21 protein-coding genes are annotated in these 23798 nt (G+C 60.8%); 18 read left to right on the forward strand and 3 right to left on the reverse strand.

What is annotated here, in order from left to right; genetic code table 11:
• Positions 1-140 precede the first annotated feature (140 nt).
• The 5 genes from A6U86_RS17440 (at position 141) to A6U86_RS17460 (ending at position 7285) form a co-directional block, all read left to right on the forward strand.
• Positions 141-2084 carry an ABC transporter substrate-binding protein gene (locus tag A6U86_RS17440; protein ID WP_068393618.1) on the forward strand — a complete coding sequence of 648 codons (1944 nt, stop codon included), beginning with the start codon at positions 141-143 and terminating at the stop codon, positions 2082-2084.
• Positions 2085-2170: 86 nt separating this feature from the next.
• Positions 2171-3157 carry an ABC transporter permease gene (locus A6U86_RS17445; RefSeq protein WP_068394073.1) on the forward strand — a complete coding sequence of 329 codons (987 nt, stop codon included), beginning with the start codon at positions 2171-2173 and terminating at the stop codon, positions 3155-3157.
• A gap of 8 nt (positions 3158-3165) precedes the next feature.
• Entirely contained in the window at positions 3166-4287 is a 1122-nt protein-coding gene (locus A6U86_RS17450; protein ID WP_068393620.1) for an ABC transporter permease, read from the forward strand.
• A 7-nt stretch (positions 4288-4294) separates the two neighbouring features.
• Positions 4295-6016, forward strand: a complete 1722-nt coding sequence (locus tag A6U86_RS17455; RefSeq protein ID WP_068393622.1) for an ABC transporter ATP-binding protein — start codon at positions 4295-4297, stop codon at positions 6014-6016.
• An 81-nt stretch (positions 6017-6097) separates the two neighbouring features.
• Positions 6098-7285 carry a galactarate dehydratase gene (locus tag A6U86_RS17460; protein ID WP_068394074.1) on the forward strand — a complete coding sequence of 396 codons (1188 nt, stop codon included), beginning with the start codon at positions 6098-6100 and terminating at the stop codon, positions 7283-7285.
• 79 nt (positions 7286-7364) lie between these two features.
• On the opposite strand, the gene A6U86_RS17465 is transcribed toward A6U86_RS17460, so the two are convergent.
• The 3 genes from A6U86_RS17465 to A6U86_RS17475 form a co-directional block, all read right to left on the reverse strand.
• Positions 7365-8675 carry an MFS transporter gene (locus A6U86_RS17465; protein ID WP_068393624.1) on the reverse strand — a complete coding sequence of 437 codons (1311 nt, stop codon included), beginning with the start codon at positions 8673-8675 and terminating at the stop codon, positions 7365-7367.
• Between the two features lie 317 nt (positions 8676-8992).
• Complete coding sequence (locus tag A6U86_RS17470) at positions 8993-9199, reverse strand: KTSC domain-containing protein (protein WP_068393625.1); 207 nt, start codon at positions 9197-9199, stop codon at positions 8993-8995.
• A gap of 122 nt (positions 9200-9321) precedes the next feature.
• A complete protein-coding gene (locus A6U86_RS17475; RefSeq protein ID WP_068393627.1) occupies positions 9322-9750 on the reverse strand; it encodes a VOC family protein in 429 nt (142 codons plus the stop codon).
• Between the two features lie 69 nt (positions 9751-9819).
• Between A6U86_RS17475 and A6U86_RS17480 the strand changes: the two genes are divergently transcribed.
• From A6U86_RS17480 to A6U86_RS17540, 13 genes are all read left to right on the forward strand, one after another.
• Positions 9820-10401, forward strand: a complete 582-nt coding sequence (locus A6U86_RS17480; RefSeq protein WP_083196868.1) for a TetR/AcrR family transcriptional regulator — start codon at positions 9820-9822, stop codon at positions 10399-10401.
• Positions 10402-10569: 168 nt separating this feature from the next.
• Entirely contained in the window at positions 10570-11556 is a 987-nt protein-coding gene (locus tag A6U86_RS17485; protein ID WP_068393631.1) for a BMP family protein, read from the forward strand.
• 12 nt (positions 11557-11568) lie between these two features.
• Positions 11569-12993 carry an amidase gene (locus A6U86_RS17490; RefSeq protein WP_068393634.1) on the forward strand — a complete coding sequence of 475 codons (1425 nt, stop codon included), beginning with the start codon at positions 11569-11571 and terminating at the stop codon, positions 12991-12993.
• A complete protein-coding gene (locus A6U86_RS17495) occupies positions 12990-14516 on the forward strand; it encodes an ABC transporter ATP-binding protein (protein WP_068393636.1) in 1527 nt (508 codons plus the stop codon). The genes A6U86_RS17490 and A6U86_RS17495 overlap by 4 nt, the downstream gene beginning before the upstream one ends.
• Entirely contained in the window at positions 14506-15555 is a 1050-nt protein-coding gene (locus A6U86_RS17500; protein WP_068393638.1) for an ABC transporter permease, read from the forward strand. Before A6U86_RS17495 ends, A6U86_RS17500 begins: the two co-directional genes overlap by 11 nt.
• Positions 15552-16493, forward strand: a complete 942-nt coding sequence (locus A6U86_RS17505; protein ID WP_068393640.1) for an ABC transporter permease — start codon at positions 15552-15554, stop codon at positions 16491-16493. The genes A6U86_RS17500 and A6U86_RS17505 overlap by 4 nt, the downstream gene beginning before the upstream one ends.
• Positions 16494-16508: 15 nt before the next feature.
• Positions 16509-17801, forward strand: a complete 1293-nt coding sequence (locus A6U86_RS17510) for an amidohydrolase family protein (RefSeq protein ID WP_068393642.1) — start codon at positions 16509-16511, stop codon at positions 17799-17801.
• Positions 17802-17923: 122 nt separating this feature from the next.
• Positions 17924-18808 carry a dihydrodipicolinate synthase family protein gene (locus A6U86_RS17515; protein ID WP_068393644.1) on the forward strand — a complete coding sequence of 295 codons (885 nt, stop codon included), beginning with the start codon at positions 17924-17926 and terminating at the stop codon, positions 18806-18808.
• Between the two features lie 21 nt (positions 18809-18829).
• Complete coding sequence (locus tag A6U86_RS17520) at positions 18830-19486, forward strand: GntR family transcriptional regulator (RefSeq protein WP_068393646.1); 657 nt, start codon at positions 18830-18832, stop codon at positions 19484-19486.
• Positions 19487-19537: 51 nt separating this feature from the next.
• The gene (locus A6U86_RS17525; RefSeq protein WP_068393648.1) at positions 19538-20869 is read left to right on the forward strand and encodes an ABC transporter substrate-binding protein; all 1332 of its coding nucleotides are present in this window, start codon (positions 19538-19540) and stop codon (positions 20867-20869) included.
• A complete protein-coding gene (locus tag A6U86_RS17530) occupies positions 20869-21804 on the forward strand; it encodes a carbohydrate ABC transporter permease (protein WP_068393650.1) in 936 nt (311 codons plus the stop codon). Before A6U86_RS17525 ends, A6U86_RS17530 begins: the two co-directional genes overlap by 1 nt.
• 1 nt (position 21805) lies before the next feature.
• Complete coding sequence (locus tag A6U86_RS17535; protein ID WP_068393651.1) at positions 21806-22621, forward strand: carbohydrate ABC transporter permease; 816 nt, start codon at positions 21806-21808, stop codon at positions 22619-22621.
• A 141-nt stretch (positions 22622-22762) separates the two neighbouring features.
• Positions 22763-23722, forward strand: a complete 960-nt coding sequence (locus tag A6U86_RS17540) for a sugar kinase (protein WP_068393652.1) — start codon at positions 22763-22765, stop codon at positions 23720-23722.
• Positions 23723-23798 lie beyond the last annotated feature (76 nt).

Below are 23798 nucleotides of genomic sequence, written 5' to 3' on the forward strand. Positions count from 1 at the left end.
GTAAAAATCTGTCAACTCTTGTAATTATCTGAGAACGTAAATATGCTCCTCCCGCTGCACCAGGAGGGTGCGTGCGACGGGTTGGGAGCTTGTCGCGCCGAGGCGGAGAAAGCCGTTGGGCGTTCAAAGGGAGGGATTCGATGCGCGATAAGATAGTGTCTCGCGGCGTGAGCCGGCGTGCCCTGCTCGGCGGCATGGCGGGAATGGCCGCCTTGTCTCTGGCCGGCCGCGTCAGTGCCGCCGATGGCGGCGAGGCGCCGGCGGTGGCCCAACTCGTCAAGGACGGCAAACTGCCGCCGCTTGCCGATCGCCTGCCGAAGAAGCCCATGGTCGTCACCCCGTACGAAAAGGTCGGCGCCTATGGCGGCACGCTGCGGCGTGGCCTCAGGGGCTCGTCCGACCATAACGGCATCCTGCGCATGGTGGGCAACCAGAGCCTTGTGCGCTGGAACCTCGACTTCACCCAAGTCCTGCCCAATCTGGCCGAGCGTTGGGACGTCAACGCCGACGCCTCGCAGTTTACCTTCTACCTGATCCAGGGCGCACGCTGGTCGGACGGCCATCCGTTTACCGCCGACGACATCGTGTTCGCCATCGAGGATTGCGTCAAGAATACAGATCTCTATAGCGCGACACCCGCCCAACTCGCCGTCGCCGGCAAGGCGGTCGATGTCACGAAGATCGACGACTACACGGTGAAGTTCGCCTTCGCGGCACCGAACGCGCTCTATCTGGAAAACCTTGCCACCCCGCTTGGCCAGCATCCGACACTGTTTCCCAAGCACTACTGCAGCCAGTTCCTGCCGAAATATAATCCCAACGTCGCAGAAGACGCCAAGAAGGCCGGCTCCAACAGCTGGCCAGAACTTTTCCGCGCGCGCTGCGGCGATATCGAGATTCCCTCGCGCTGGGGCAACCCCGACAAGCCGACGCTCGACCCTTGGGTCGTCAAGGAGCCCTATACTGGTGGCGCCACCCGCGTCGTCATGACCCGCAATCCTTACTTCTGGCAGGTCGATACATCGGGCAATCAGCTTCCCTATGTCGACGAGATCAATTTCGGTATCTCGCAGGATGTGGAGTCGCTGATGCTGAACGTGATTTCCGGCAAGATCGATATCCAGGAACGCCACATCAGCGTGCTGGCGAACAAGCCTACCCTCTCGCAGAACATGAAGAAGGGCGACTATCGTCTTTTGACGCTCATTCCTTCCAGCTCGCAGCAATGCCAGATCTACTTCAACATCACCCACAAAGATCCCGCGATGCGCAAGATGTTTGCCGACAAATCGGTGAGGCAGGCGCTTTCGCTCGGGATCAACCGGCAGGAAATCATCGACATCGTGTATTTCGGCCAGAGCGAAGGCTATCAGGCGGGGCCGCGGCCGGAGCATCCCTGGTACAATGAAAAATACGCCCGCCAATTTACGAACTATGATCCGGACAAGGCCGGTGCGATGCTCGATCAAGCCGGTTACGGGAAGAAGGATACAAGCGGCTTTCGCCTGAGGCCGGATGGTCAGAAGATGTTCTTCACCGTCGACGTCATTCCGACCCTCTATCCTGATCTGGTCGATGCCCTTGAACTGGTAAAGGCGCATTGGGCACAGATCGGCGTCGACATGAAGGTCAACACCGTCGAGCGTGCTCTTTACTACACCCGCGGCGACGACAATGCGCATGACGCCCAGGTCTGGCCAGGCCCCGGCGGTCTCGACCCGATGCTCGATCCGCGCGATTTCTTCGCTTTCCATCCGCAGGGCTCACGCTACGCCATCCCGTGGTCCGTTTGGTACACCTCGAACGGCAAACAGGGCGAAGAGCCGCCGGAAAGCCAGAAGAAGCGCATGAAGCTCTTCGACGAGGCGCGCTCGACGGCCGATCTCGAAAAGCGCGGCGCCGTCATGAAGCAGATCTTCGACATCGCAGCTGAGGAATTTGAAACCGTCGGACTTTGCCTTGCGGTCGGCGGCTTCGGCATCATCCGCAATAATCTGCGTAATGTCCCGGAAAAGCAGCCGGATAGCTGGTCCTGGCCCAATCCGGGACCTGCCATGCCGCAGCAATTCTTCTTCACCAGCTGATCGGATTGATCAAGCGCCGCCTTCCATGGGCGGCGCCTTCCTTCATGCGGAGCTGCCCGTGGCAGCGCTCAACGCGAGACATAGCCATGCTGGTCTTCATCGGTAAACGCCTGTTGTGGATGATCCCATCCCTTTTCGCCATCAGCTTCCTCGCCTTCGTGCTGATCCAGCTGCCGCCCGGCGATTATGTGACGACCTATATCGCCACGCTCGCCTCCTCGAACGAGGTGGTCGACCAGAACACGGCGGCGCAGTTGCGCGAGCGTTTCGGCCTCGATCAGCCGATGCTCATCCAGTATCTGAAATGGATGTGGGGCATTCTTTCGCGCGGCGATTTCGGCATTTCGTTCGAATGGCAGCAGCCGGTGTCCGGTCTCATCTGGGAACGCATGGCGCTGACGCTGATACTGGCGCTCGCCGCCCTGATCGCCACCTGGGCAATCGCGCTGCCGATCGGCGTCTATTCCGCCGTCAAGAAGTACTCCATCGGCGACTACCTCTTTACCGCCTTCACCTTCCTCGGTCTTGCCATCCCATCCTTCCTGCTGGCGCTGGTGCTGATGTATGTCGCCGCCGTGGAATTCGGCCAGGATGTCGGCGGCCTGTTTTCCTCCGAGTTCGAGACCGCGCCCTGGAGCATCGCCAAGATGATCGACCTGCTGTCGCATCTATGGCTGCCCGTCATCATCCTCGCCGTCTCGTCGACGGCAAGCCTCATCCGCGTCATGCGCGCCAATATGCTCGATGAGCTGCCGAAACCCTATGTGACGACAGCGCGGGCAAAGGGCCTCTCGGAATTCAGGCTGCTGGTGAAATATCCCCTGCGCATCGCGCTTAATCCGTTCATCTCGACCATTGCCTGGCTGCTGCCCAATCTCATTTCCGGCTCCGTGGTCGTCGCCATCGTGCTCAACCTGCCGACCGCCGCGCCGCTGCTGCTGCAGGCCTTGATGGCGCAGGACATGTATCTCGCGGGCGCATTCGTGCTGCTGATTTGCGCACTGACTCTTGTGGGGTCGCTCATCAGCGACATCCTGCTTGCCCTTGTCGATCCCCGCATCCGGTTGGAGTAGAAGCACCCATGGCCGACATCGCCGTCACGAACCTGCGTCCCGACCGCGCCGCTGTGGCATCGCAATGGCAGCTGATCTGGTGGGCATTTCGCCGCCACAAGCTGGCCATGGTCGCTCTCGTGGTCACCGTCATGATGTATATCGTCGCCCTCGTTCCCGGGTTCTTCGCGATCAACGATCCCACCCTGCAGAATGCGCGGGCAACCTTCCATCCGCCGCAGAGACTGCATTTCATCGATACGGATAATGGCTTCTCGATCGGTCTCCATTACTACCCCCTGAAGCTCACCCGCGATCCGGAAACGCTGGCGGCGATCTTCAAGGAGGACACGACGAAGCGGGTCTCCGTCAGCCTGTTCGGGCGCGGCTACGAATATTCGGTGCTCGGTCTGTTTACGAGCAACATCCACCTGCTCGTCTCTTCCGACAAATCCACGCCGCTCCTGCTGTTCGGGGCTGACCGGCTGGGCCGAGATGTCTTCAGCCGCACCATTGAGGGCGCTCAGATCTCGCTGTCGATCGGGCTTGTCGGCGTCTTCTTCTCGCTGCTGCTCGGCATCGTTCTCGGGGGCATTTCGGGCTACTACGGCGGGAAACTCGATTTCTTCATCCAACGCCTGATCGACTTCGTGCTGTCGCTGCCGACGATCCCGATCTGGCTCGCCATGGCTGCCGCCCTGCCGCAAGGCTGGCCGGCGGCACTGCAATATATGATGATCACCATCATCCTGTCACTCACGGGCTGGGCACAGCTTGCTCGTGTGGTGCGCGGTCGCTTCCTGTCGCTGCGCACGGAGGAATTCGTGGCCGCCGCCAGGCTGGACGGCGCCAGCGAAGCACGCATCATCTTCCGCCACATGCTGCCGAGTTTCGCCAGCCACATCATCGCCTCCATCACGCTTGCCGTACCGGCGATGATCCTCGCCGAAACATCCCTCTCCTTTCTCGGGCTTGGCCTGCAGCCGCCAACCATCTCCTGGGGCGTATTGCTGCGCGAAGCGCAGAACATCCGCTCGATCGCCACGGCGCCGTGGCTGTTCCTGCCGGGCGTCGCCGTCGTCATTGCCGTCATGGCGCTCAACCTTCTTGGCGATGGCCTGCGCGATGCGGCCGATCCCTACAACAAATGAGGCGGGCATGACCGATATCGTTTCCATGGCCACCACCCGTCCGCTGCTGCAGGTAAAGAACCTGACGGTCGACTTCCCCTTGCGAACCGGCACCTTCCGCGCCGTCGACAATCTCTCCTTCGCCATCGAGCCGGGCAAAACGCTCTGCGTCGTCGGCGAGAGCGGTTCGGGCAAATCCGTGACCGCGCGCTCCATCCTGCAGATCGTCGATGCGCCCGGGCGCATCAGTGGCGGCTCGATCATTCTGAACGCGGCCGATGGCAGCTCCATCGATCTCGTCAAGCTCAATCCGCGCGGCCGCCAGATCAGGGCGATCCGCGGGCGCGACATCGCCATGATTTTCCAGGAACCGATGGCATCGCTGTCACCGGTTCATACGGTCGGCGACCAGATCATGGAGGCGCTTCGGCTGCATACGAGAATGAGCAAGGCGGAGGCGCGCGCCGAGGCGATTTCGCTTTTGAAGCAGGTGGAGATCCCCTCCCCGGAAAAAGCCGTCGACCGCTACGCCTTCCAATATTCGGGCGGCATGCGCCAGCGCGCCATGATCGCCATGGCACTTGCCTGCAAGCCGCAGCTTCTGATCGCCGACGAGCCGACAACGGCTCTCGACGTGACGACGCAGGCCGAAATCCTCGATCTGATCGGCCGCTTGCAGAAGGCCTACGGCATGGCCGTACTTTTCATCACCCATGACATGGGTGTCGTTGCCCAGATCGCCGACGACGTGCTCGTCATGCACAACGGCCTCGTCAAAGAATATGGCCCGGTCGAACAGATCTTCCATGCGCCGAAGGACGACTATACGCGCATGCTGATCGGCTCTGTACTGAAGCTCGAGCAGAAGGCCGAGATACGGCTGGCGCGGCCGCCGCTCGACCGCGCGGTCGCCCCCATTCTCGAATTGCGCAACGTATCGATGGCCTTCGGCGAGGTCCGAGCCCTGAACGAGGTCTCCATATCGCTGCTGCCGCGCGAAACGCTTGGCATTGTCGGCGAGAGCGGCTCCGGCAAGACGACGATGGGCCGCTCGATCATGCGCCTCATCGATCCGAGCGCTGGCGAGATCCTCTATCGCCGAACCGATGGCGACGTGATCGATCTGGTAAGCGCCAGAGGATCTGTACTTGCCGCAGCGCGGCGCGAATTGCGCATGGTCTTTCAGGACCCGTTCGGCTCGCTCAATCCGCGCATGACAGTCTCGCAGATCATTGGCGAACCGCTGCTCGTCAACGGCATTGCCAAAGGTCGGGCGCTCGAAGAGCGGGTCTGCCACCTGATGGAGCAGGTCGGCCTCGACCCGAAGACGCGCGAGCGTTATCCGCATGCCTTTTCCGGCGGGCAGCGCCAGCGTATCGGTATCGCCCGCGCGATCACGCTCAACCCCCGCATCATCGTCGCCGACGAGGCGACCTCGGCGCTTGATGTCTCCGTCCGTTCGCAGGTGCTCGACCTTTTGATGCGACTGCAGGACGAGCTCGGCCTCGCTTACATCTTCATAAGTCACGATATTGGCGTCATCCGCTACATGTGCGACCGCGTCGGCGTCATGTACAAAGGACGGCTGGTCGAAGTTGGCGATGCCGAAAAGGTCTGCAACGCCCCCGAACACGCCTATACCCAGGCATTGATATCGGCCATCCCGCGCCCCGATCCGCGCGACCGCGATCGCTCGCGACGCTTCCGCTATGTCGAGCCGGAGGTGCTGAAGAACGGCAGCGCGGCGTGATGACGACCCTCTCGGCAAAGATTTCCAAACCTGCAGCGCGTCCCACGCTGCATCCATAAGCATCGATAGAAGGAAATGAAGATGAAAATCGACCGCATGCGGGTATTCATGACCCGCGACAAGGACCGCCCGCGCGTCATCGTCGCGCTCGACACGGATGACGGACTGACAGGCTGGGGCGAATGCTACAATCACGGCCCCGACAAGGCGCTGCCGCCACTGCTGGACTATCTCTACGGCTTCATCGCCGGCCAAGACCCAAGCCGCATCGACTATCTCGTCAATCTGCTGATCCAGCAGAGCCGGTTCCCGCCGGGCGCGCTCGGCCTTGCCGCAATCTCCGCGCTGGATCATTGCCTTTGGGACCTTTCGGCTAAAGCTCTCAATGTACCGGTCTACAAGCTGCTTGGCGGCGCGGTGCGCGATCGCGTCAAGGTCTATGCCGGCGTCTATACGGCACCGGACGCGCCGGCCGCGCGTGACGAATTCGACCGCCTGAATGCCGAATGGGGCTTTACCGCCTTCAAGCTCAGCCCCTGGCGCATCGACATGCACGCCCATCGCTGGGGCAATGTCGTCAAGGCTTCAGCAGACTATTTCCGCTCGCTGCGCGAAACCGTGCGCGACGATTACGAAATAGCCTTCGACGCCCACGCCAAGATCTTTGAACCGGTCGCCGCGCGCCAGCTTGGCAATGCGCTCGCGCCCTACGATCCGCTCTTCTATGAGGAGCCGCTGCGCCCGGAAAATATCGAGATGTGGGGCGAGCTGAAACAGGGGCTCAACTGCGTGCTGGCGACGGGCGAGTCGCTCTATAATCGCAACGAATTCCTGCGATTGTTGCAAGTGAAAGGCGCGGATCTCATCCAGCCTGACATCTGCGTCGTCGGCGGCATCAGCGAGATGCGGCGCATCGCAACCCTTGCCGAAGCGCATTTCGTCGGCGTTGCCCCGCATAACCCGATGGGTCCGCTGGCAACCGCCGTCAATGTTCATTTCTCGGCCGCCGCGCAGAACTTCAAGATACTCGAATACCGGCTGCCGAAGGGCCAGGCCTATGTCTATGGGGGCAACGATATCGAACAGCGCCAGGGCGAAACCCGCTATGTCGTCGATCCCTATCTTCCGAAGGACGGCTATCTGGAACTCAGGCCCGACCGGCCCGGCTGGGGCGTCGAGATGGACGAGAAGGCGATGGAGGAAGAGGGCTATATCCATTGGCAGCGCCGCGTGCCGAAGCGCCCCGATGGCTCCTATGCCTTTGCCTGAACCCAGCCAAGCAATGAGATGGGGCGGCCGTCAGGCCGCCCCTCTGATTCATAGGGCAAGCACGCCAGCATGGTAGGGATCACTTCACGCGGGCCGCATTCGGACCACCGACATCCTCCCGTTTCGGCGCGCTTGGGACCATGCGTCCGATCACGAGAACCAGGAGAGCCGCAGCCAACAGGCAGGCCGCGAGGAAGAACATCGGTGCAATCGTGCTTCCGGTCGAGTCCTTGATCCAGGGAACGACGTTCTGGGCGACGAAGCCGCCGAGATTGCCGACCGAATTGATAGCCGCAAGGCCTGCCGCAGCCCCGGCCCCCTGCAGGAAGCGCGACGGCAGGCTCCAGAAGACCGGCTGACCGGCAAAAATACCGGCTGCCGCGATGCAGAGGAAGGTGAACTGCAAGGTATGGTCGGGGATGACGGCCGACAGCACCAGGCACACGGCGCCAACCAGGGCGGGGATGACGATGAACGGCGTCTTCGAGGTCGCCTTGTCCGCCGCTGTCGGCACGGCATAAAGCGCAACGGCAACGAGAAGCCAGGGAATGATATTAAGGAAGCCGTTGGTGGTGTTGCTGACGCCGAAATTCTTGACGATGGTCGGCAGCCAGTAGCTAAGCCCATAGGCGGCCAGCGGGAAGCCGACATAGCAAAGAGCCATCAGCAGCACGCGCGGATTGATCAGCGCCCGGAAACCGTCGGAGGCGCTTTGCTCCATGCCCGAATTTTCCGCCGCCAGCCGATCCTTGAGCCAGGACTTCTCGCTATCGCTGAGGAAAGACGCCTTCGATGGCAGATCGGGGAGATAAAACAGCGTGATGATGCCGGCAATGACGGCAGGCACGCCGGTGACGAGGAAGACCCATTGCCATCCGGCCATACCGTAGAGGCCGTTGAGATCCAGCAGCACACCGCCAAGGGGCGCACCGATCGCATTGGCAAATGCGCTGAAGATCATGAAGAGGCCGACCATCGTGCCGCGATAGGCCGAAGGATACCAGAGAGTGAGCAGATAGAGCACGCCGGGAAAGAAGCCCGCCTCGCAGGCGCCGAGCAGGAAACGCAGAATGTAGAACATGGTGGCGTTCTGCGTATAGGCGAGCGCGAGCGTGACGATCCCCCATGACACCAGGATGCGGGCGAACCACCTGCTGGCGCCGAACCTGTCGAGCAGCAGGTTGCTCGGCACTTCGAAGATGAAATAGCCGATGAAGAACAGCGAGGCTCCGAGGCCGTAGGCATATTCGCTCATGCCGAGATCGCCGACCATCTCCAGCTTTGCGTAACTCACATTCTGGCGATCGATATAGGCGATCAGATAAAGGATCCCCAGAAAGGGCATGAGCCTCCAGGTGATCTTGGAGATAAGCTGCTTCTCATCCACCACGTTACGTCCTCCCCGTAAGTCGATATTGATGAGTATAAATAGCGCAACTCAGCGTTTATCAATGAAGATCTGGACGGAAACGTCGAAGCCAATCCGGTTTCACAGCGAATGTAGGTGTAAATACAGAATTGCGGATTTGCGCTGTCGGTGCCATCGGCGACGGCGACCGCATCAAGGCTAGCATCTAGGGCATCAAAGAGGAACGACGGCGCCATGGCGCGACCACGTCCTGGCCGCACGATCCAAGGTGGCTCGTGGCTTCGGCGCACCCCAAAAGCGCAGTTGGGAGCGAAGCGACGCCCCGCTTCAGTCGTCCCTCAGGCGACGCGTTCGAATTGCGTACGGATGTGCTCAATATAATGCTGACCCGGCGAGGATGACTTTACCATCGCCAGCGCGGCCTTCTGCGGAACGCCAGTAAATTGACGTTCCTCGCCGTTCTTGAAGCGAATATAAAGCCGCCCGTCGTCGGGACGGAAGAAGACGGATTTAATGATTTTCGACGAAACCTGGAGCTCTTGCATGGGTCACCTACCTTTGCTCCAGTTTGTGGCACGAAAACCGAAAATATTGAGTGAAATGACCTAGTTAACGAAAGATAGAATTGCTGCCGCGAATTTTATCTTTCGTCGATCAGCCACCGCAATCAGCCTTTCGGCAGGGCATCATCGGCGTATAACGCTGCAAACTCTGCGCTTGGTGGTATCGGCTTTATAACGTCGATCAAGACGCCGTTCGGATCGGCAGTAATGAAATGACGCTGGCCGAAAGCTTCATCGCGGATGGCAAGCAGGATCGGCAGGCCGGCTTGTCTTGTGCGCTCGTAAACGGCATCCACGTCTTCCACTTCGAAATTAAGCAGAAGCCCCGCCACTCGACCACGGCCTTCAGCGGGGATCGTCTCGTGCCGTCCGTCCAGAATGGCGAGATTGATCCCGCTATCCTGCGCCGATTGCAGATGCACGTACCAATCGCTCGCGAAGTTTTCCTGAAAATCGAAATGCGCGATGTAGAAGGCTGCGGTCTCTTCGACACGCTCCGTCATGATGACGGGATAATAACTGGTCACCTTCATGCTTCACTTCCTCCTTAAAAAAACATACAGTCTGCCTGTATTTCTTCAAATAACATACAGGCTGCATGCATGCAAGACTATCGCTCCAATCGGGAAAGAACCGAAAAGACCAAGGCTGCCCTCATCGCCGCCGCGCGCGCATTGTTCGTGGAAAAAGGCTATGCGGAGACATCGACGCCGGAGATCGTCACGGCGGCCGGCATCACCCGCGGCGCGCTCTACCATCATTTCGAAGATAAGCGGGCGCTATTCCGTGCTGTCGTGCAAGACGAAGCGCTTGCGGTGACGCGCGCTATCGAACATGCGACACCGGAGCGCCTTGCACCGCTTGACGCGCTGATTGCCGGCAGCAACGCCTATATCGACGCGATGCGGGTCACGGGGCGCACCCGGCTTCTCCTCATCGAGGGCCCCACAGTGCTCGGTTTCAAGGACATGAAGGAACTGGACGAGGAAACGACGACCCTCTCGCTGAAACAGGGGCTTGAGGCAGCGCTTGATCCAGACACAAGCTCGAGCGCAGCCGTTGACGCATTGGCAGACATTCTTTCGGCCGCCTTTGATAGGGCTGCGCTCGCGATCGATGCCGGGGGAGATGCCGAGCGCTACCGCACGGCGATCGCATATCTGATCAAGCGCATTGCGGGTTGAGAGCCGAAGCCTTCCATCGAAAAAGGCTGAATAGACTGTTTGAAAGCAGCAAAATTCTACAGATTTTCGCCGCCGACGCATAATAATTAAGCACACCGATTGCTTGACACTTTTTTAGCCCTCTCCTATGATTTTTACCAAATGATCAAAAAAATAGGGAACTAAAAAATGACCAATGAAATCATGCTGTCACGTCGTGCCGTCATCGCTTCAGGTATCGCACTGGGAGTCAGCGCGTTTGCGCCCGCCGCTCGTGCCGCCGCACCTCTCAAAGTGGCGGGGATCCACGCTTCGCCGGTCGAAAACGCCTGGAATTCCTGTCTGCACAAGGCGCTCCAGGACGCTGCCAAGGAAGGCGTGATCGAATATGTCTTCTCCGAAGGCGTATCGGGCACGGATTATCCCCGCGCCATGCGCGAATATGCCGAGCAGGGCAACAAGCTGATCATCGGCGAAGCCTATGCCGTCGAGAAGGAAGCGCGCCAGGTCGCCGCAGACTATCCGGACACGGCTTTCGTCCTCGGATCGAGCGGCGAGGCAGCCGGCAGCAATTTCGGTGTCTTCGGCACCTGGAACTATGACGGCGCCTATCTCGCCGGCATGCTGGCCGGCAAGATGACCAAATCCAACGTCATCGGCTCCGTCGGCGCGATCCCGATCCCCGAAGTCAACATGTTGATCAACGCCTTTGCCGCAGGCGCAAAGGCCGTCAATCCCGACTGCAAGCATCTGGTCTCCTTCATCGGCACCTTCTTCGACCCGCCGAAGGCGCGCGAAGCGGGCCTCGCTCAGATCGATGCCGGCGCCGACGTTCTCTTCGGCGAGCGCATCGGCACCGCAGACGCTGCCAAGGAGCGCCACATCAAGTCCGTGGGATCGCTCATCGATTATACGCCGCGCTATCCGGATACGGTCTTCGCCAACGCCATGTGGTACTTTCGTCCCATTCTCAACGCGGCGATCGCCGATGTCGCCGCCGGCAAGCCGGTCGGCCGCAGCTACACGGCTTACGGCCTAATGAAGGAAGGCGGCAGCGACATCGTCTACGTCAAGGGTGTTGCCTCGTCGGATGCGGAAGCCGCGATGGAGAAGGTTCGCGCCGACATCAAGGCCGGCACCTTCGAAGTGCCGAAAGTCATGGATCAGCCAAAGTAATTCGGCTTCATCATGAGCACCCAGTCGCCCGCCGACGCCACCGATCTTGCCGGAGCCATCAAGTCCGGCAAGCTCTCCTGCGTGGACGCCATGCAGGCCTCTCTTGCCGCTTGCGAAACACATCAAGATCTCGGCGCCATCGCCTATCTCGATGCCGATTTGGGGCTTGCGACCGCGCAAATGCTAGATCGTGAAGCATCGGAGCACCCCAAACGCTTTGCCGCCCGATCCTTCACCGGCGTACCCACAATTGCCAAGGATCTCGGCGGCCCCTTCGCTGGGCTGCCGGTATCGGCCGGTTCACGCCTTTTCAAGCGCGAAGGCAAAGGCTCCGATAGCGATCTCGCAAAGCGATTTCGCGACGCCGGCCTCTGTCCGTTCGGGCTGAGCACCAGCCCGGAGTTCGGCTTTTCGCTGGCTTCCGAACCAGCGACAGGCCCGATCTGTCGAAACCCGCTGGACCCGAGCCGCACAGCCGGCGGCTCTTCCGGTGGTGCGGCAGCCGCCGTCGCCGCCGGCATCGTGGCAATTGCTCATGCGACGGACGCCGGCGGCTCGATCCGCGTACCAGCCGCCTGTTGCGGCCTGGTCGGATTGAAGCCGACCCGCGGCGCCGTGCCTGCCGGCCCTTCCTTCGGCAATCATCTCGGCGGCATTGCCAGCGAACTCGCGGTCACACGTTCCGTGCGCGACGCAGCGAAGATTTTGGATGCAATTCGCGGCAAGACCAGAGGCCCGTTCGCAGACATCGTGACACCCATCAAACAAGCGGCCTCCCTCCGGGTCGGCCTGCTCCTGGACACGGGCGACCGCTACTCGACCGCCGGCGATCGGCTCGAGGCTGTGGAGGCGGCTGCCGGACATCTCGAGAAACAGGGGCACCACCTCGTTGCGCTCGACTGGGCTCAATTCGAGGAGGCGGTCGCGGCCAGTGGTCGCGCCTTCGGGGACATTATTTCCGTCAATATCGCCGGCTTGGTGGACGAGCTCAAACTGGATAGTCTCGCTGCCGAAACAATGACGCAGGCTTTCATCATGCGTGGACGCGCGACATCGGGAACGGCACTTTGGAACTCCCTCAATGGCGCGGTAAGAGCAAGCCGCACACTGTGGGATTTGTTCGAAACGGTCGATGTCATCGTCATGCCGATGCTTGCGACCGCGCCGCCGCCGATCGGATCCTTTCCAACAGATCATGCCGATACCGACCTGCATCTTGAACGGATGACAGCCTTCTCACCGCTTGCATCGCTCGCCAACGTCTCGGGTTTTCCAGCCATCACCCTCCCCTTCGGCATTGATAGGGATGGCCTGCCACTGCCGGTCCAAATCCTGGCGCCGATGGGTGAAGAGGCACTGTTGCTTTCGCTTGCTGCCCAGCTCGAAGTGGACGGCCGCTGGCAGCATCGCTATCCCATCGCGGGGCTTGCCGCATGAACACACCCGTTCTCACCATCGAAGGTGTCAGCAAAAGATTCGGCAGCACCGTCGCCAACGACAATATTTCGCTGACACTGGCCAAGGGCGAGATTGTCGCCCTGCTTGGCGAAAACGGTGCCGGCAAGACCACGCTCATGAGCATTCTCTTCGGTCATTACGTGCCCGACGCCGGGCGTATTCTCGTCGATGGTTCCGAACTCCCCCGCGGCAAGCCCCGCGCCGCAATCCGCGCCGGTGTCGGCATGGTCCATCAGCATTTTTCGCTCGCGCCCAATCTGACCGTGCTTGAAAACGTCATGACCGGCACGGAAAAGCTCTGGTCGCCGCGATCGCAATCCGGCGCCGCGCGCAGAAAGCTGGTGGCAATTGCCGAGCGGTTCGGCCTGAAGGTCGATCCGGACGCGCGTCTCGGCGACCTCTCGGTCGGCGAGCAGCAGCGCGTCGAAATCCTCAAGGCGCTCTATAATGATGCCCGCATCCTGATCCTCGACGAGCCCACGGCCGTGCTGACGCAAATCGAGGCGGAGCGGCTGTTTGCGACGCTGAAGCAGATGGCCGCGCAGGGCCTGTCATTGATCTTCATCTCGCACAAGCTCGATGAAGTCATGGCGACGGCCGACCGTATCGTCGTTCTGCGTGGCGGCAAGGTTGCAGCGGAGCGGCTGGCATCTCAGACCAGCAAGGCTGAACTTGCAGAACTCATGGTCGGCCATCGGGTGACGCGACCGACTCGTGAAGCAAGCACGCCGGGTGATATCGCGCTGGAAGCACGCGATATCACGGTGAAAATCGGTGGTGTCGAACGGCTGAAGAAGGTCAGTTTCCATCTGCGCGCCGGCGAGATCCTCGGTATCATCGGCGTATCCGGCAACGGGCAAGCGGCACTGGGACAAGTTCTATCAGGCATATTGGGCCGCACATCCGGAGAGCTTCTGCTATTCGGTGAGCCCATCGGCGATCTCGACGTGACTGCCGTCATCGACGCCGGCATCGGGCGCATCCCGGAGGATCGCAACCGCGATGGGGCGATCGGCGAAATGGCGATCTGGGAAAATGCCGTGCTGGAGCGCCTGCCCGCTTTTTCGAAGCGCGGATTGGTTGACCGCAAGGCCGCCACGGCCTTCGCGCAGGAGATCATCGACGCATTCGATGTGCGCGGCGGCAATCCGACGAGCCGCACCCGGCTTTTGTCCGGCGGCAACATGCAGAAACTGATCCTTGGCCGCAACCTGCGCGAACGCCCGCGCATCCTTGTTGCCGCCCAGCCGGCACGCGGCCTGGACGAAGGTGCCGTGGCAGCCGTTCACGGCCGCATATTGGAGGCACGCCGGCAAGGTACGGCCGTACTGCTGATTTCGGAGGATCTGGATGAGGTCATCGCCCTTGCGGACCGCATTCAGGCAATCGTCGGCGGTCAGCTTTCCTTGCCCATCGATGCGGGCAAGGCAGATGCCCGGTCGCTGGGACTGATGATGGCCGGAGAATGGAACAGCAATAACAGGGACGGTCATGCGGTTTGAACGGCGCGAACATCGCCCCTTATACATGATGATCCTCGCCCCCTTGCTCGCGGTCGTTGCCGCGCTGGCTCTGGCGGGAATCCTCATTGCCATTGCCGGCGCGCCGGTTCTCGAGGCCTATTGGCGCATTCTGATGGGTGCCTTCGGCTCGCGGCTTTCCGCCACCGAGACGTTGACGCGCGCCACACCGCTGATCCTGACGGGGCTTGCGGCGGCAGTCGCCTTTCGCGCCCGGCTTTGGAATATCGGCGCCGAAGGCCAGTTCTATTTCGGCGCGATTGCCGTCGCGGCCTTCGGTTCGAAATGGCTCGCCGGCCTGCCGGCTCCCATATTGATCCCGCTGCTTCTCATCATCGGCGCCATTGCCGGCATGGTATTGATCCTTGTGCCCCTGTGGTTGAGGCTTCGCTTTTCCGTCGATGAGGTCGTGACCAGCCTCATCCTCAACTTCATCGCCGTGCTCTTCGTCTCGATGCTGATCGATGGCGTGCTGAAGGATCCGACGGCCTTCGGCTGGCCGCAATCCCAGGCCGTCGTCGATCATGCCATGCTGCCGAAACTGATCGCCCGTTCGCGCCTCCATATCGGCTTTGCGATCGCCATCGGGCTTGCTGCGGTCGTCTACTTCATCCAGTCGCGCACGGTGTTCGGCATGCAGTCCCGCGCCGCAGGCCTCAATCCGTCCGGCGCCGCCTTTGCCGGCGTCCGGCTTGGATCGACACTGGTCAAGGTTGCCTGCCTTTCTGGCGGACTTGCGGGGCTTGCCGGGGCAATCGAGGTATTGGGCGTCAAGGGTTATGTCACGACGGATCTGTCGCCAGGATTTGGCTATGCCGGCATCGTCGTTGCCATGCTTGCCAATCTCAATGCGCTCGGCGTAGTGCTCGCCGCGATCTTCACCGCAACGATGTTCGTCGGCGCCGATGGAATGAGCCGAAGCCTCGGCATTCCCACCTATATCGCCGACGTCACGGTCGCCTTGTCGCTATTGACGATGCTGATCGCACTGTTCTTCACGCAATACAGGATACGCCGATGAGCACGCTGATCGACATCATTGCATCAGCCGGACTTTGGGCAGCCGTGCTGCGTATCGCAACGCCGTTGATCTTCGGTACGCTTGGCGCACTCCTCTGCGAACGCGCGGGCGTCCTCAATCTCGGCATCGAGGGCATCATGACCTTCGGCGCGATGATCGGCTGGCTTTCGGTCTATCACGGCGCCGATCTCTGGACCGGGCTTCTCGTCGCGGCGATTGCCGGCGGCATTTTCGGACTGCTTCATTCGGCCCTGACGGTGACGCTCGGACTGTCGCAACACGTCTCCGGCCTTGGCGTGACGCTCTTTGCATCCAGTTTCAGCTACTATGTCTTCCGGCTGATCGTACCGGTCGCGGGAACGCCGCCGACGATCACGCCCTTCCAGCCGATTGCCATTCCCGGGCTGTCCACTCTGCCGTTCATTGGACCTGCCCTGTTCACACAGACGGCACCCACCTATCTAGCGATCGTCCTGGCGCTTATCCTCGCCTACATCATCTTCCGGACACCGGTCGGGCTTGCCATTCGCATGACCGGTGAAACCCCGCACGCCGCCGAGGCGCAGGGTGTAAACCCAATGAAGGTGCGCTATGGCGCAGTCATTGTCGGCAGCGCCTTGATGGGGATGGGCGGTGCGTTCCTGACGCTGTCAGCCTTCAACAGCTTCTTTCCGACCATGGTGCAAGGCCGTGGCTGGATCTGCATCGCGCTCGTGGTCTTCTCGTCCTGGCGACCGGGCCGTGCGCTGTTTGGCGCGCTACTCTTCGCCTTCTTCGATGCCTTCCAGCTGCGGCTGCAGACAGCGGTGCAAGGCATACCCTACCAGATCTTCCTGATGACACCCTACATCCTGTCCATCGTCGCACTTGCCGTCATGAGCCGGCACGCCCGCGTGCCGCAGGCGCTGATGCAGCCCTATCGCCGCGGCGAAAGATAATCCGAGGAGCCTTCCATGTTCGACCTGATCATTCGCAACGCCAATCTCCCCGATGGCCGCAAGGGCATCGATATCGCTGTCAAGGATGGCAAGATCGCTGCGGTCGAAGCCAAGATCACGGCAGAGGCAAAAGAAGAGATCGATGCGACCAACCGGCTGGTCAGCCCGCCCTTCATCGATCCGCATTTTCATATGGATGCGACCCTCTCGCTCGGCCTGCCACGCATGAATGTGTCGGGCACGCTCCTCGAAGGCATTGCACTCTGGGGGGAGCTGCGCCCGATCGTGACGAAGGAAGAGCTCGTCGAACGTGCGCTGCGCTATTGCGACCTCGCGGTCACACAGGGCCTGCTCTTCATCCGCAGCCATGTCGATACCTCCGACCCGAAGCTAGTGACGGCCGAAGCGCTGCTCGAGGTGAAAGAAAAGGTCAAACCTTACATCGACCTGCAACTCGTCGCCTTCCCGCAGGATGGCTATTACCGCGCCAAAGACGGCGTCGCCTCGCTCTCACGCGCTCTCGATATGGGCGTCGACATCGTCGGCGGCATTCCGCATTTCGAGCGCACCATGGATGAAGGCAAGGCGTCCGTCGAAGCGCTTTGCAGGATCGCTGCCGATCGCGGCCTTCCCGTCGATATTCATTGCGACGAGACCGACGATCCGATGTCGCGCCACATCGAGACGCTGGCAGCTGAAACCATTCGTTTCGGACTGCAGGGCCGGGTCGCCGGCTCGCATCTGACCTCGATGCATTCGATGGACAATTACTACGTCTCCAAGCTCATCCCGCTCATGGCGGAAGCGAAGATCAATGTCATCCCCAATCCGCTGATCAACATCATGCTGCAGGGCCGACACGATACCTATCCGAAGCGCCGCGGCATGACGCGCGTGCGCGAACTGATGGACGCCGGCCTCAACGTTTCCTTCGGCCATGATTGCGTAATGGATCCCTGGTATTCGATGGGCTCGGGCGACATGCTCGAAGTCGGCCACATGGCGATCCACGTCGCCCAGATGGCCGGCATCGAGGACAAGAAGAAAATCTTCGATGCCCTTACCGTCAATTCCGCCAAAACGCTTGGTCTGACGGGCTATGGCTTGGCAAAGGGCTGCAACGCCGATTTCGTTATCCTGCAGGCCGTCGACTCGGTGGAAGCACTGCGCCTGAAGCCCAACCGCCTGGCCGTCATCAAGAGCGGCAAGGTGATCGCCCGCTCGGCGCCACGCATCGGCGAACTCTTCCTCAACGGCAGGCCTGCACGGATTGACGGCGGGCTCGACTACGTGCCGGTTCAGAGATAGCAGGCGCGCATTCTCCACTCATCCACAACCAAACACGCACTTGTGATGCACTGATTACCAGTCGACTTTACAACTAACATGTCAGCATGATACGCCTGATCCCACAAGATCGGGAGGATCGTATGAAAGAGCGTTTTGGCCTGTCGGCTGCCCTGGCAACCCCTTTTGACGCCAACGGCGAGATTGCCGTTTCGGGCGTGATCACCCAGGCCAAGCATTGCCTTTCGAATGGCTGTACGAGCGTGACGCTTTTCGGCACTACCGGCGAAGGCGCCTCGATCGGCATGCAGGAACGCCAGCAGGTGCTGACCGCGATGATAACGGCAGGCATTGCTCCTTCCCAGATCGTCATGGGTGTGCTTGTTGATGCCGCCGAAGATGCGGCTTCCCAGGCGAGCCAGGCTCTTGCCCAGGGTGTCCGCAACATTCTTCTGGCGCCTCCCTCCTATTTCAAAAATGTCAGCGACGATGGGCTCTTCAAGTGGTTCGCAGCTGTCTTCACCATGCTCGGCACGCATGCGCGCGATGTCATCGTCTACAATATCCCGTCGGTGACGATGGTCCCGCTCTCCGTTTCTCTCGTCGGTCGACTGCGCGACGCGTTTCCGGAAGTTGTCGTCGGCGTCAAGGATTCCTCCGGTGACTGGCCCTATACGGAGACGCTGCTGAAGACGCATGGCGATCTCATCATCCTGATTGGCGACGAACGGCATCTGGCGCGCGGCGTGCGCCTCGGCGGACAGGGCGCGATTTCCGGCATGGCCAATCTGCTTCCGAGAGAAGTGCAGGCCATGGCGGAAAAGGGTGTCGATGACACCAATGTCGAGCGCTTTGTCGAGGAACTGGTGCGCTATCCTGTGATCCCTTCCATCAAGGCGATCCTTGCCCGAGTGACGAATGACGAAAGCTGGCTTGCCGTGCGGCCACCTCTTGTGCCAATCAGTGGGCAAGATTGTGACAAGCTCTTTGCGGCTTTCGGCGCCTTGTTCCGCGCCAGGGCAGCTTAACCGAACTGTCCGGAGCCGCCGATGGATGGAACAGAACAGCCGACCTTGAGAGAGAAAGCCTATGAGAGCTTCACGCGCCATCTGCTGGCGCGCGACGTTCGGCCTGGCCAGTTCATCTCGCAAAGACGGCTTGTCGAACTGACGGGATTGACGCTTGGAGCCATCCGCGAGCTGATCCCCCGCCTCGAAGCCGAAGGGCTGATCAAGACGGTGCCGCAGCGCGGGCTGCAGATCGCCCATATCGATCTCGACCTGATCCGCGAGGCATTCCAGCTTCGCATCTTCCTGGAGAAGGAAGCCGTCGCGCTTTTTACCTATTCGGCGTCCGACGAGACGATTGCCAAGCTGATGAAAGATCATCGCGATATCGCCGATGCCATCCGTTCAGGCGACACGTCGCAGGAACTCGAACTTCACGCTCAATCCGTCGATTGGGGCATGCACGACGCCTTCATTGATGCGCTGGGAAATACCATCATTTCGAATGCCTACCGGGTCAACTCCATCAAGATGCGCCTGATCAGCCAGGACAGATTCCGCATCAACGGACATGTCGGACCCGTCATGAGCGAGCACCTGAAAGTGCTTGAAGCGATCCAGCGACGATCGGCCGAGGAAGCCGTTGCCGCACTTGCCTCCCATATCAACGGAGCACGAGACCGCGCATTGAAATTTTGAATAAACAAGGCCGCGAATGAGGAGATTTTCGGCCAAAGGAGGAGGAACAGCATGTCATCGTCATTGTTCAATCCAACGCGTCGCGGCTTCATGGCCGGCACGGCAGCGCTTGGCGCCGCAAGCTTGCTGGGCGTCCGCACCGCATCGGCCGCCGTCGACTGGAAGCGCTTTTCCGGCACGACGCTCGAAGTCAACCTGATCAAGAGCCCGCGCAGCGATACGCTCCTCAAATACCTGAGCGAGTTCGAGGCGCTGACGGGGATCAAGGTCAACGCCGAGGCGACCCCGGAACAGCAGCAGCGCCAGAAGACGACCATTGAACTGAGCACCGGCAAGCCGAGCTTCGACGTCGTCCACCTGAGCTACCACGTCCAGAAACGCCAGTTCGAAAAGGGTGGCTGGCTTGCCGATATCAGCGGCTTCCTCAAGGACCCGTCCCTGACCGATCCGTCGCTGACGGAAAGCGATTTTGCCGAGGCGGGCCTGAAATTCGCCAAGGATTCCACCGGCGTCATGCGCTCCCTGCCCTTCTCGGTGGATTACTGGATCGTCTACTGGAACAAGACCCTGTTCGAAAAGAAAGGCCTTGCCTATCCCGAGACCTTCGAGGACATGGCCAAGGCTGCCGAGGCGCTGACCGACAAGTCCACAAACACCTACGGCTTCGTCGCACGCGGCCTCAAGAACGCCAATGCGCCAGTCTGGACGACCTTCATGCTCGGCTACGGCGGAACGCCGCTTTCGCCCGACGGCAAGCTGCAGACGACATCGCAGGCCGCCGTGGATGCCGCGGCTCTCTATCAGCGCCTGATGACCAAATCGGCTCCTCCCGGCGTTTCCGGCTTCAACTGGGCCGAAGCGCAATCGGCCTTCCTGCAGGGCAAGATCGGCATGTGGCTTGATGGCGTCGGCTTTGCGCCGCCGATCGAAAATCCGGAAAAGTCCCGCGTCGTCGGCCAGGTCGGCTATGGCGTCATGCCGAAGGGACCGAACGCACAGGCCGCGGCAACCACCGGCGACGGCATCGGCGTGACCGCTGCCAGCCAGAAGAAGGAAGCCGCCTATCTCTTCTGCCAATGGGCGATCTCCCACGATATGGGCGCACGCCTGCTACAGGCCGGCGCCGGCGTTCCGTTCCGCCAGTCCATTCTCGAGGATAAGAAGGTCCGTGAGGGCGTCAAAATGCCCGGCCCGTGGCTGGACGCCGTTGCCGGCTCCGCCAAGGTCTCGCAGCTTGCACTTCCCGTCATCATCCCCGTCACCGAGTTCCGCGACATCTACGGCGTGGCGCTGACCAACATGATCGGCGGCGCCGACCCGGCAAGCGAACTGAAGACGGCAACGGCGCAATTCGAGCCGGTGCTGGCGCGAAGCGAGGGATAATGGCCTCCGTGAGCATCGAAGATACGAGAGCGGCGACAGTTGAGAAGAGGAGCAAGCCGAAAAGGCTTGTTCCCAACTACTGGCCTTTCGTCATTCCGGCATTAATCGTGATTGCGGCCGTCATCGTTTTCCCCTGGGTCTTCACCCTGTGGATGAGCGTGAACAAATGGACGCTCGGCCAATCGCAGAGCTTCATCGGCTGGGACAATTACGTCCGGTTGGCGACGGATCTGCGCTTCTGGGAGTCGCTCTGGCACACGGTCCTCTATACCGTGCTGTCAGTCGTCGCTCCGCTGATATTCGGAACGCTGGCGGCCCTGATCTTCGATGCGAATTTTCCACTGCGCGGCTTCCTGCGCGGCGTCTTCGTCATGCCGATGATGGCGACACCGGTTGCTGTGGCACTCGTCTGGACTATGATGTTCCACCCCCAGCTCGGCGTGCTCAACTACCTGCTGTCGCTTGTGGGCATCGGGCCGCAGGAGTGGATCTACAATCAGATGAGCGTCATTCCCTCGCTCGTTCTGGTCGAGGTCTGGCAATGGACGCCGCTGGTCATGCTGATCGTGCTCGGCGGCCTCGCCTCAGTGCCGCGCGAACCCTATGAGAGCGCCGAGATCGATGGCGCCAATGCCTGGCAGAAGTTCCGCTACCTGACGCTGCCGATGATCTCACCCTTCCTGATGATCGCCGTCATCATCCGCGGCATCGATGCCATCAAGAGCTTCGACATCATCTATGCGATGACCCAGGGCGGACCGGGAACGGCGTCCGAGACCATCAACATCTATCTCTACAACACCGCCTTTGCCTATTACGACATCGGCTATGGCTCGGCCATGGCGGTGGTGTTCTTCATCGTCATCGTCGCACTGTCCTTCATGCTGCTGATGATGCGCCAGCGGACAAAATGGACCGACGCGGAGGGCCATTGATATGAAGCGCTCGACACTCAACCGCATCGGCCTCTTCTTCGTGGCCCTGGTCATGGTCTCGCCGGTCGTCCTGTTCTTCCTCTGGATGATCTCGCTGTCGCTGAAATACGAGATCGACAATGGCGCCTATCCGCCGATTCTCATTCCGGATCGTTTCGCCTGGTCGAACTACGTCCAGGTATTCCAGGAAAACAACTTCTTCCTCTATTTCTGGAACTCCGTATTGGTGACGGGGGCTGCCACACTGCTCGCGCTCATCATCGGCGTGCCGGCTGGCTATGGCATCGCGCGGCTGAAGGCGGAGAAGTCGGCGATCGTCATCATGATCGCCCGCATGACGCCCGGCCTCTCCTTCCTCATTCCGCTGTTCCTGCTGTTCCAATGGCTCAATCTGCTCGGGACGCTGTGGCCGCAGATCATCATCCATCTCGTCGTCACCGTGCCGATCGTTGTCTGGATCATGATCGGCTATTTCGAGACCACACCGATGGAGCTGGAAGAGGCCGCGAGCATCGATGGCGCCACCCCCTGGCAGGTCTTTCGCCTCATCGCATTGCCGATCGCGCGGCCCGGCATTGTCGTTGCTTTCATCCTCTCGGTCATCTTCTCCTGGAACAACTTCGTCTTCGGCATCGTGCTTGCCAGCCGCGAGACCCGCACGCTGCCCGTCGCCGTCTACAATATGCTCTCCTTCGAGCAAGTGAGCTGGGGGCCGCTTGCCGCAGCCGCCCTCATCGTGACGCTGCCGGTGCTCGTGCTGACGATGTTTGCGCAGCGGCAGATCATCGCGGGCCTGACCGCCGGCGCGGTCAAATGACCGACCTCCCCTTTCTGACGGGATCGGATCCATGCTATCGGCCGACATAGAGAGCCTGCAGGCGTGGCTTGGTGACAGGACCTATGTCGCCATCGACTAGGCCAGCATGTGTGACTTCGACAAAACGAGTGGAAACCGGCCTTGACCTTCTCAACTGTTTTCGATCCGCCGGCGGGCACGCCGAAGCACGTTCTCTGCGTCGGAGCAGCCGTTCTTGATACGCTGTTTCGCGTCCGTACGCTGCCATCCGGCCAGGGCAAGGTCCTGCCTTATGACATGCTGCAGATCGCCGAGGGCATGGCCTCGAGCGCGGCTTTCGCAGTTGCGCGGCTTGGCGGCAAGGCAAGCCTGTGGGGAGCAGTGGGTAACGACGCGACGGGCGAACGCATCCTCCGCGAACTGAGTGGCGCCGGCATCTCCACCGAAGGCATGCTCCGTGCGGAAGGCGCACAATCTGCCGTGGCGACAATCCTTGTGGACGATGAGGGTGAAAGGCTGATCGTTCCGTTCTACGACCCGAAACTGCATCACACTCTCAAAACCTTCACGCCGGAGGAGATCGCCGCTTTCGACGCCGTGCTTGTCGACGTCCGCTGGCCGGCTCTGGCGCTCAGGGTTCTGCAAGCGGCAAGAGAGATCGGAAAGCCGGCCATCCTCGACGGCGATGTCGCGCCGGACGGCATCATCGAGCAGCTCGCGCCGGAAGCCACCCACATCGTCTTTTCCGAACCGGCGGCGCAACGCCTCACCGGGATCACCGATTTCGTCGAGATGACCCGTCTTTTGAAGCAAAGGTTCAGCCAGACCTTCATCTGCGTTACGGCGGGTGCTGCGGGCAGCTTCTGGTGCGACGACCAAAGCAATGACATCAGACATAGCCCGACAATCGCCATCAAGGCTGTCGACACGCTGGCGGCCGGCGATATCTTCCATGGCGCCTTTGCGCTTGCCATTGCCGAAGGAAAAGCGCCTGCCGAGGCCATCCAACTGTCTTCGGTGGCTGCCGCAATCAAGTGTGAGATATTCGGCGGGCGATCGGGCGCGCCGACACGCGCCGATGTCATCGCGCGCCTGGCGAGCATGGCACCGAAGCTATCGTAAATCACAGGCTTCACTTCGAGACATGGAGTGCCGTCATCCCCTGTTTCTGGGGGTGACACCAATGCGAGCGTGGATT

The organism is Rhizobium sp. AC27/96 (genome assembly GCF_001692325.1).
Lineage (GTDB): Bacteria > Pseudomonadota > Alphaproteobacteria > Rhizobiales > Rhizobiaceae > Rhizobium.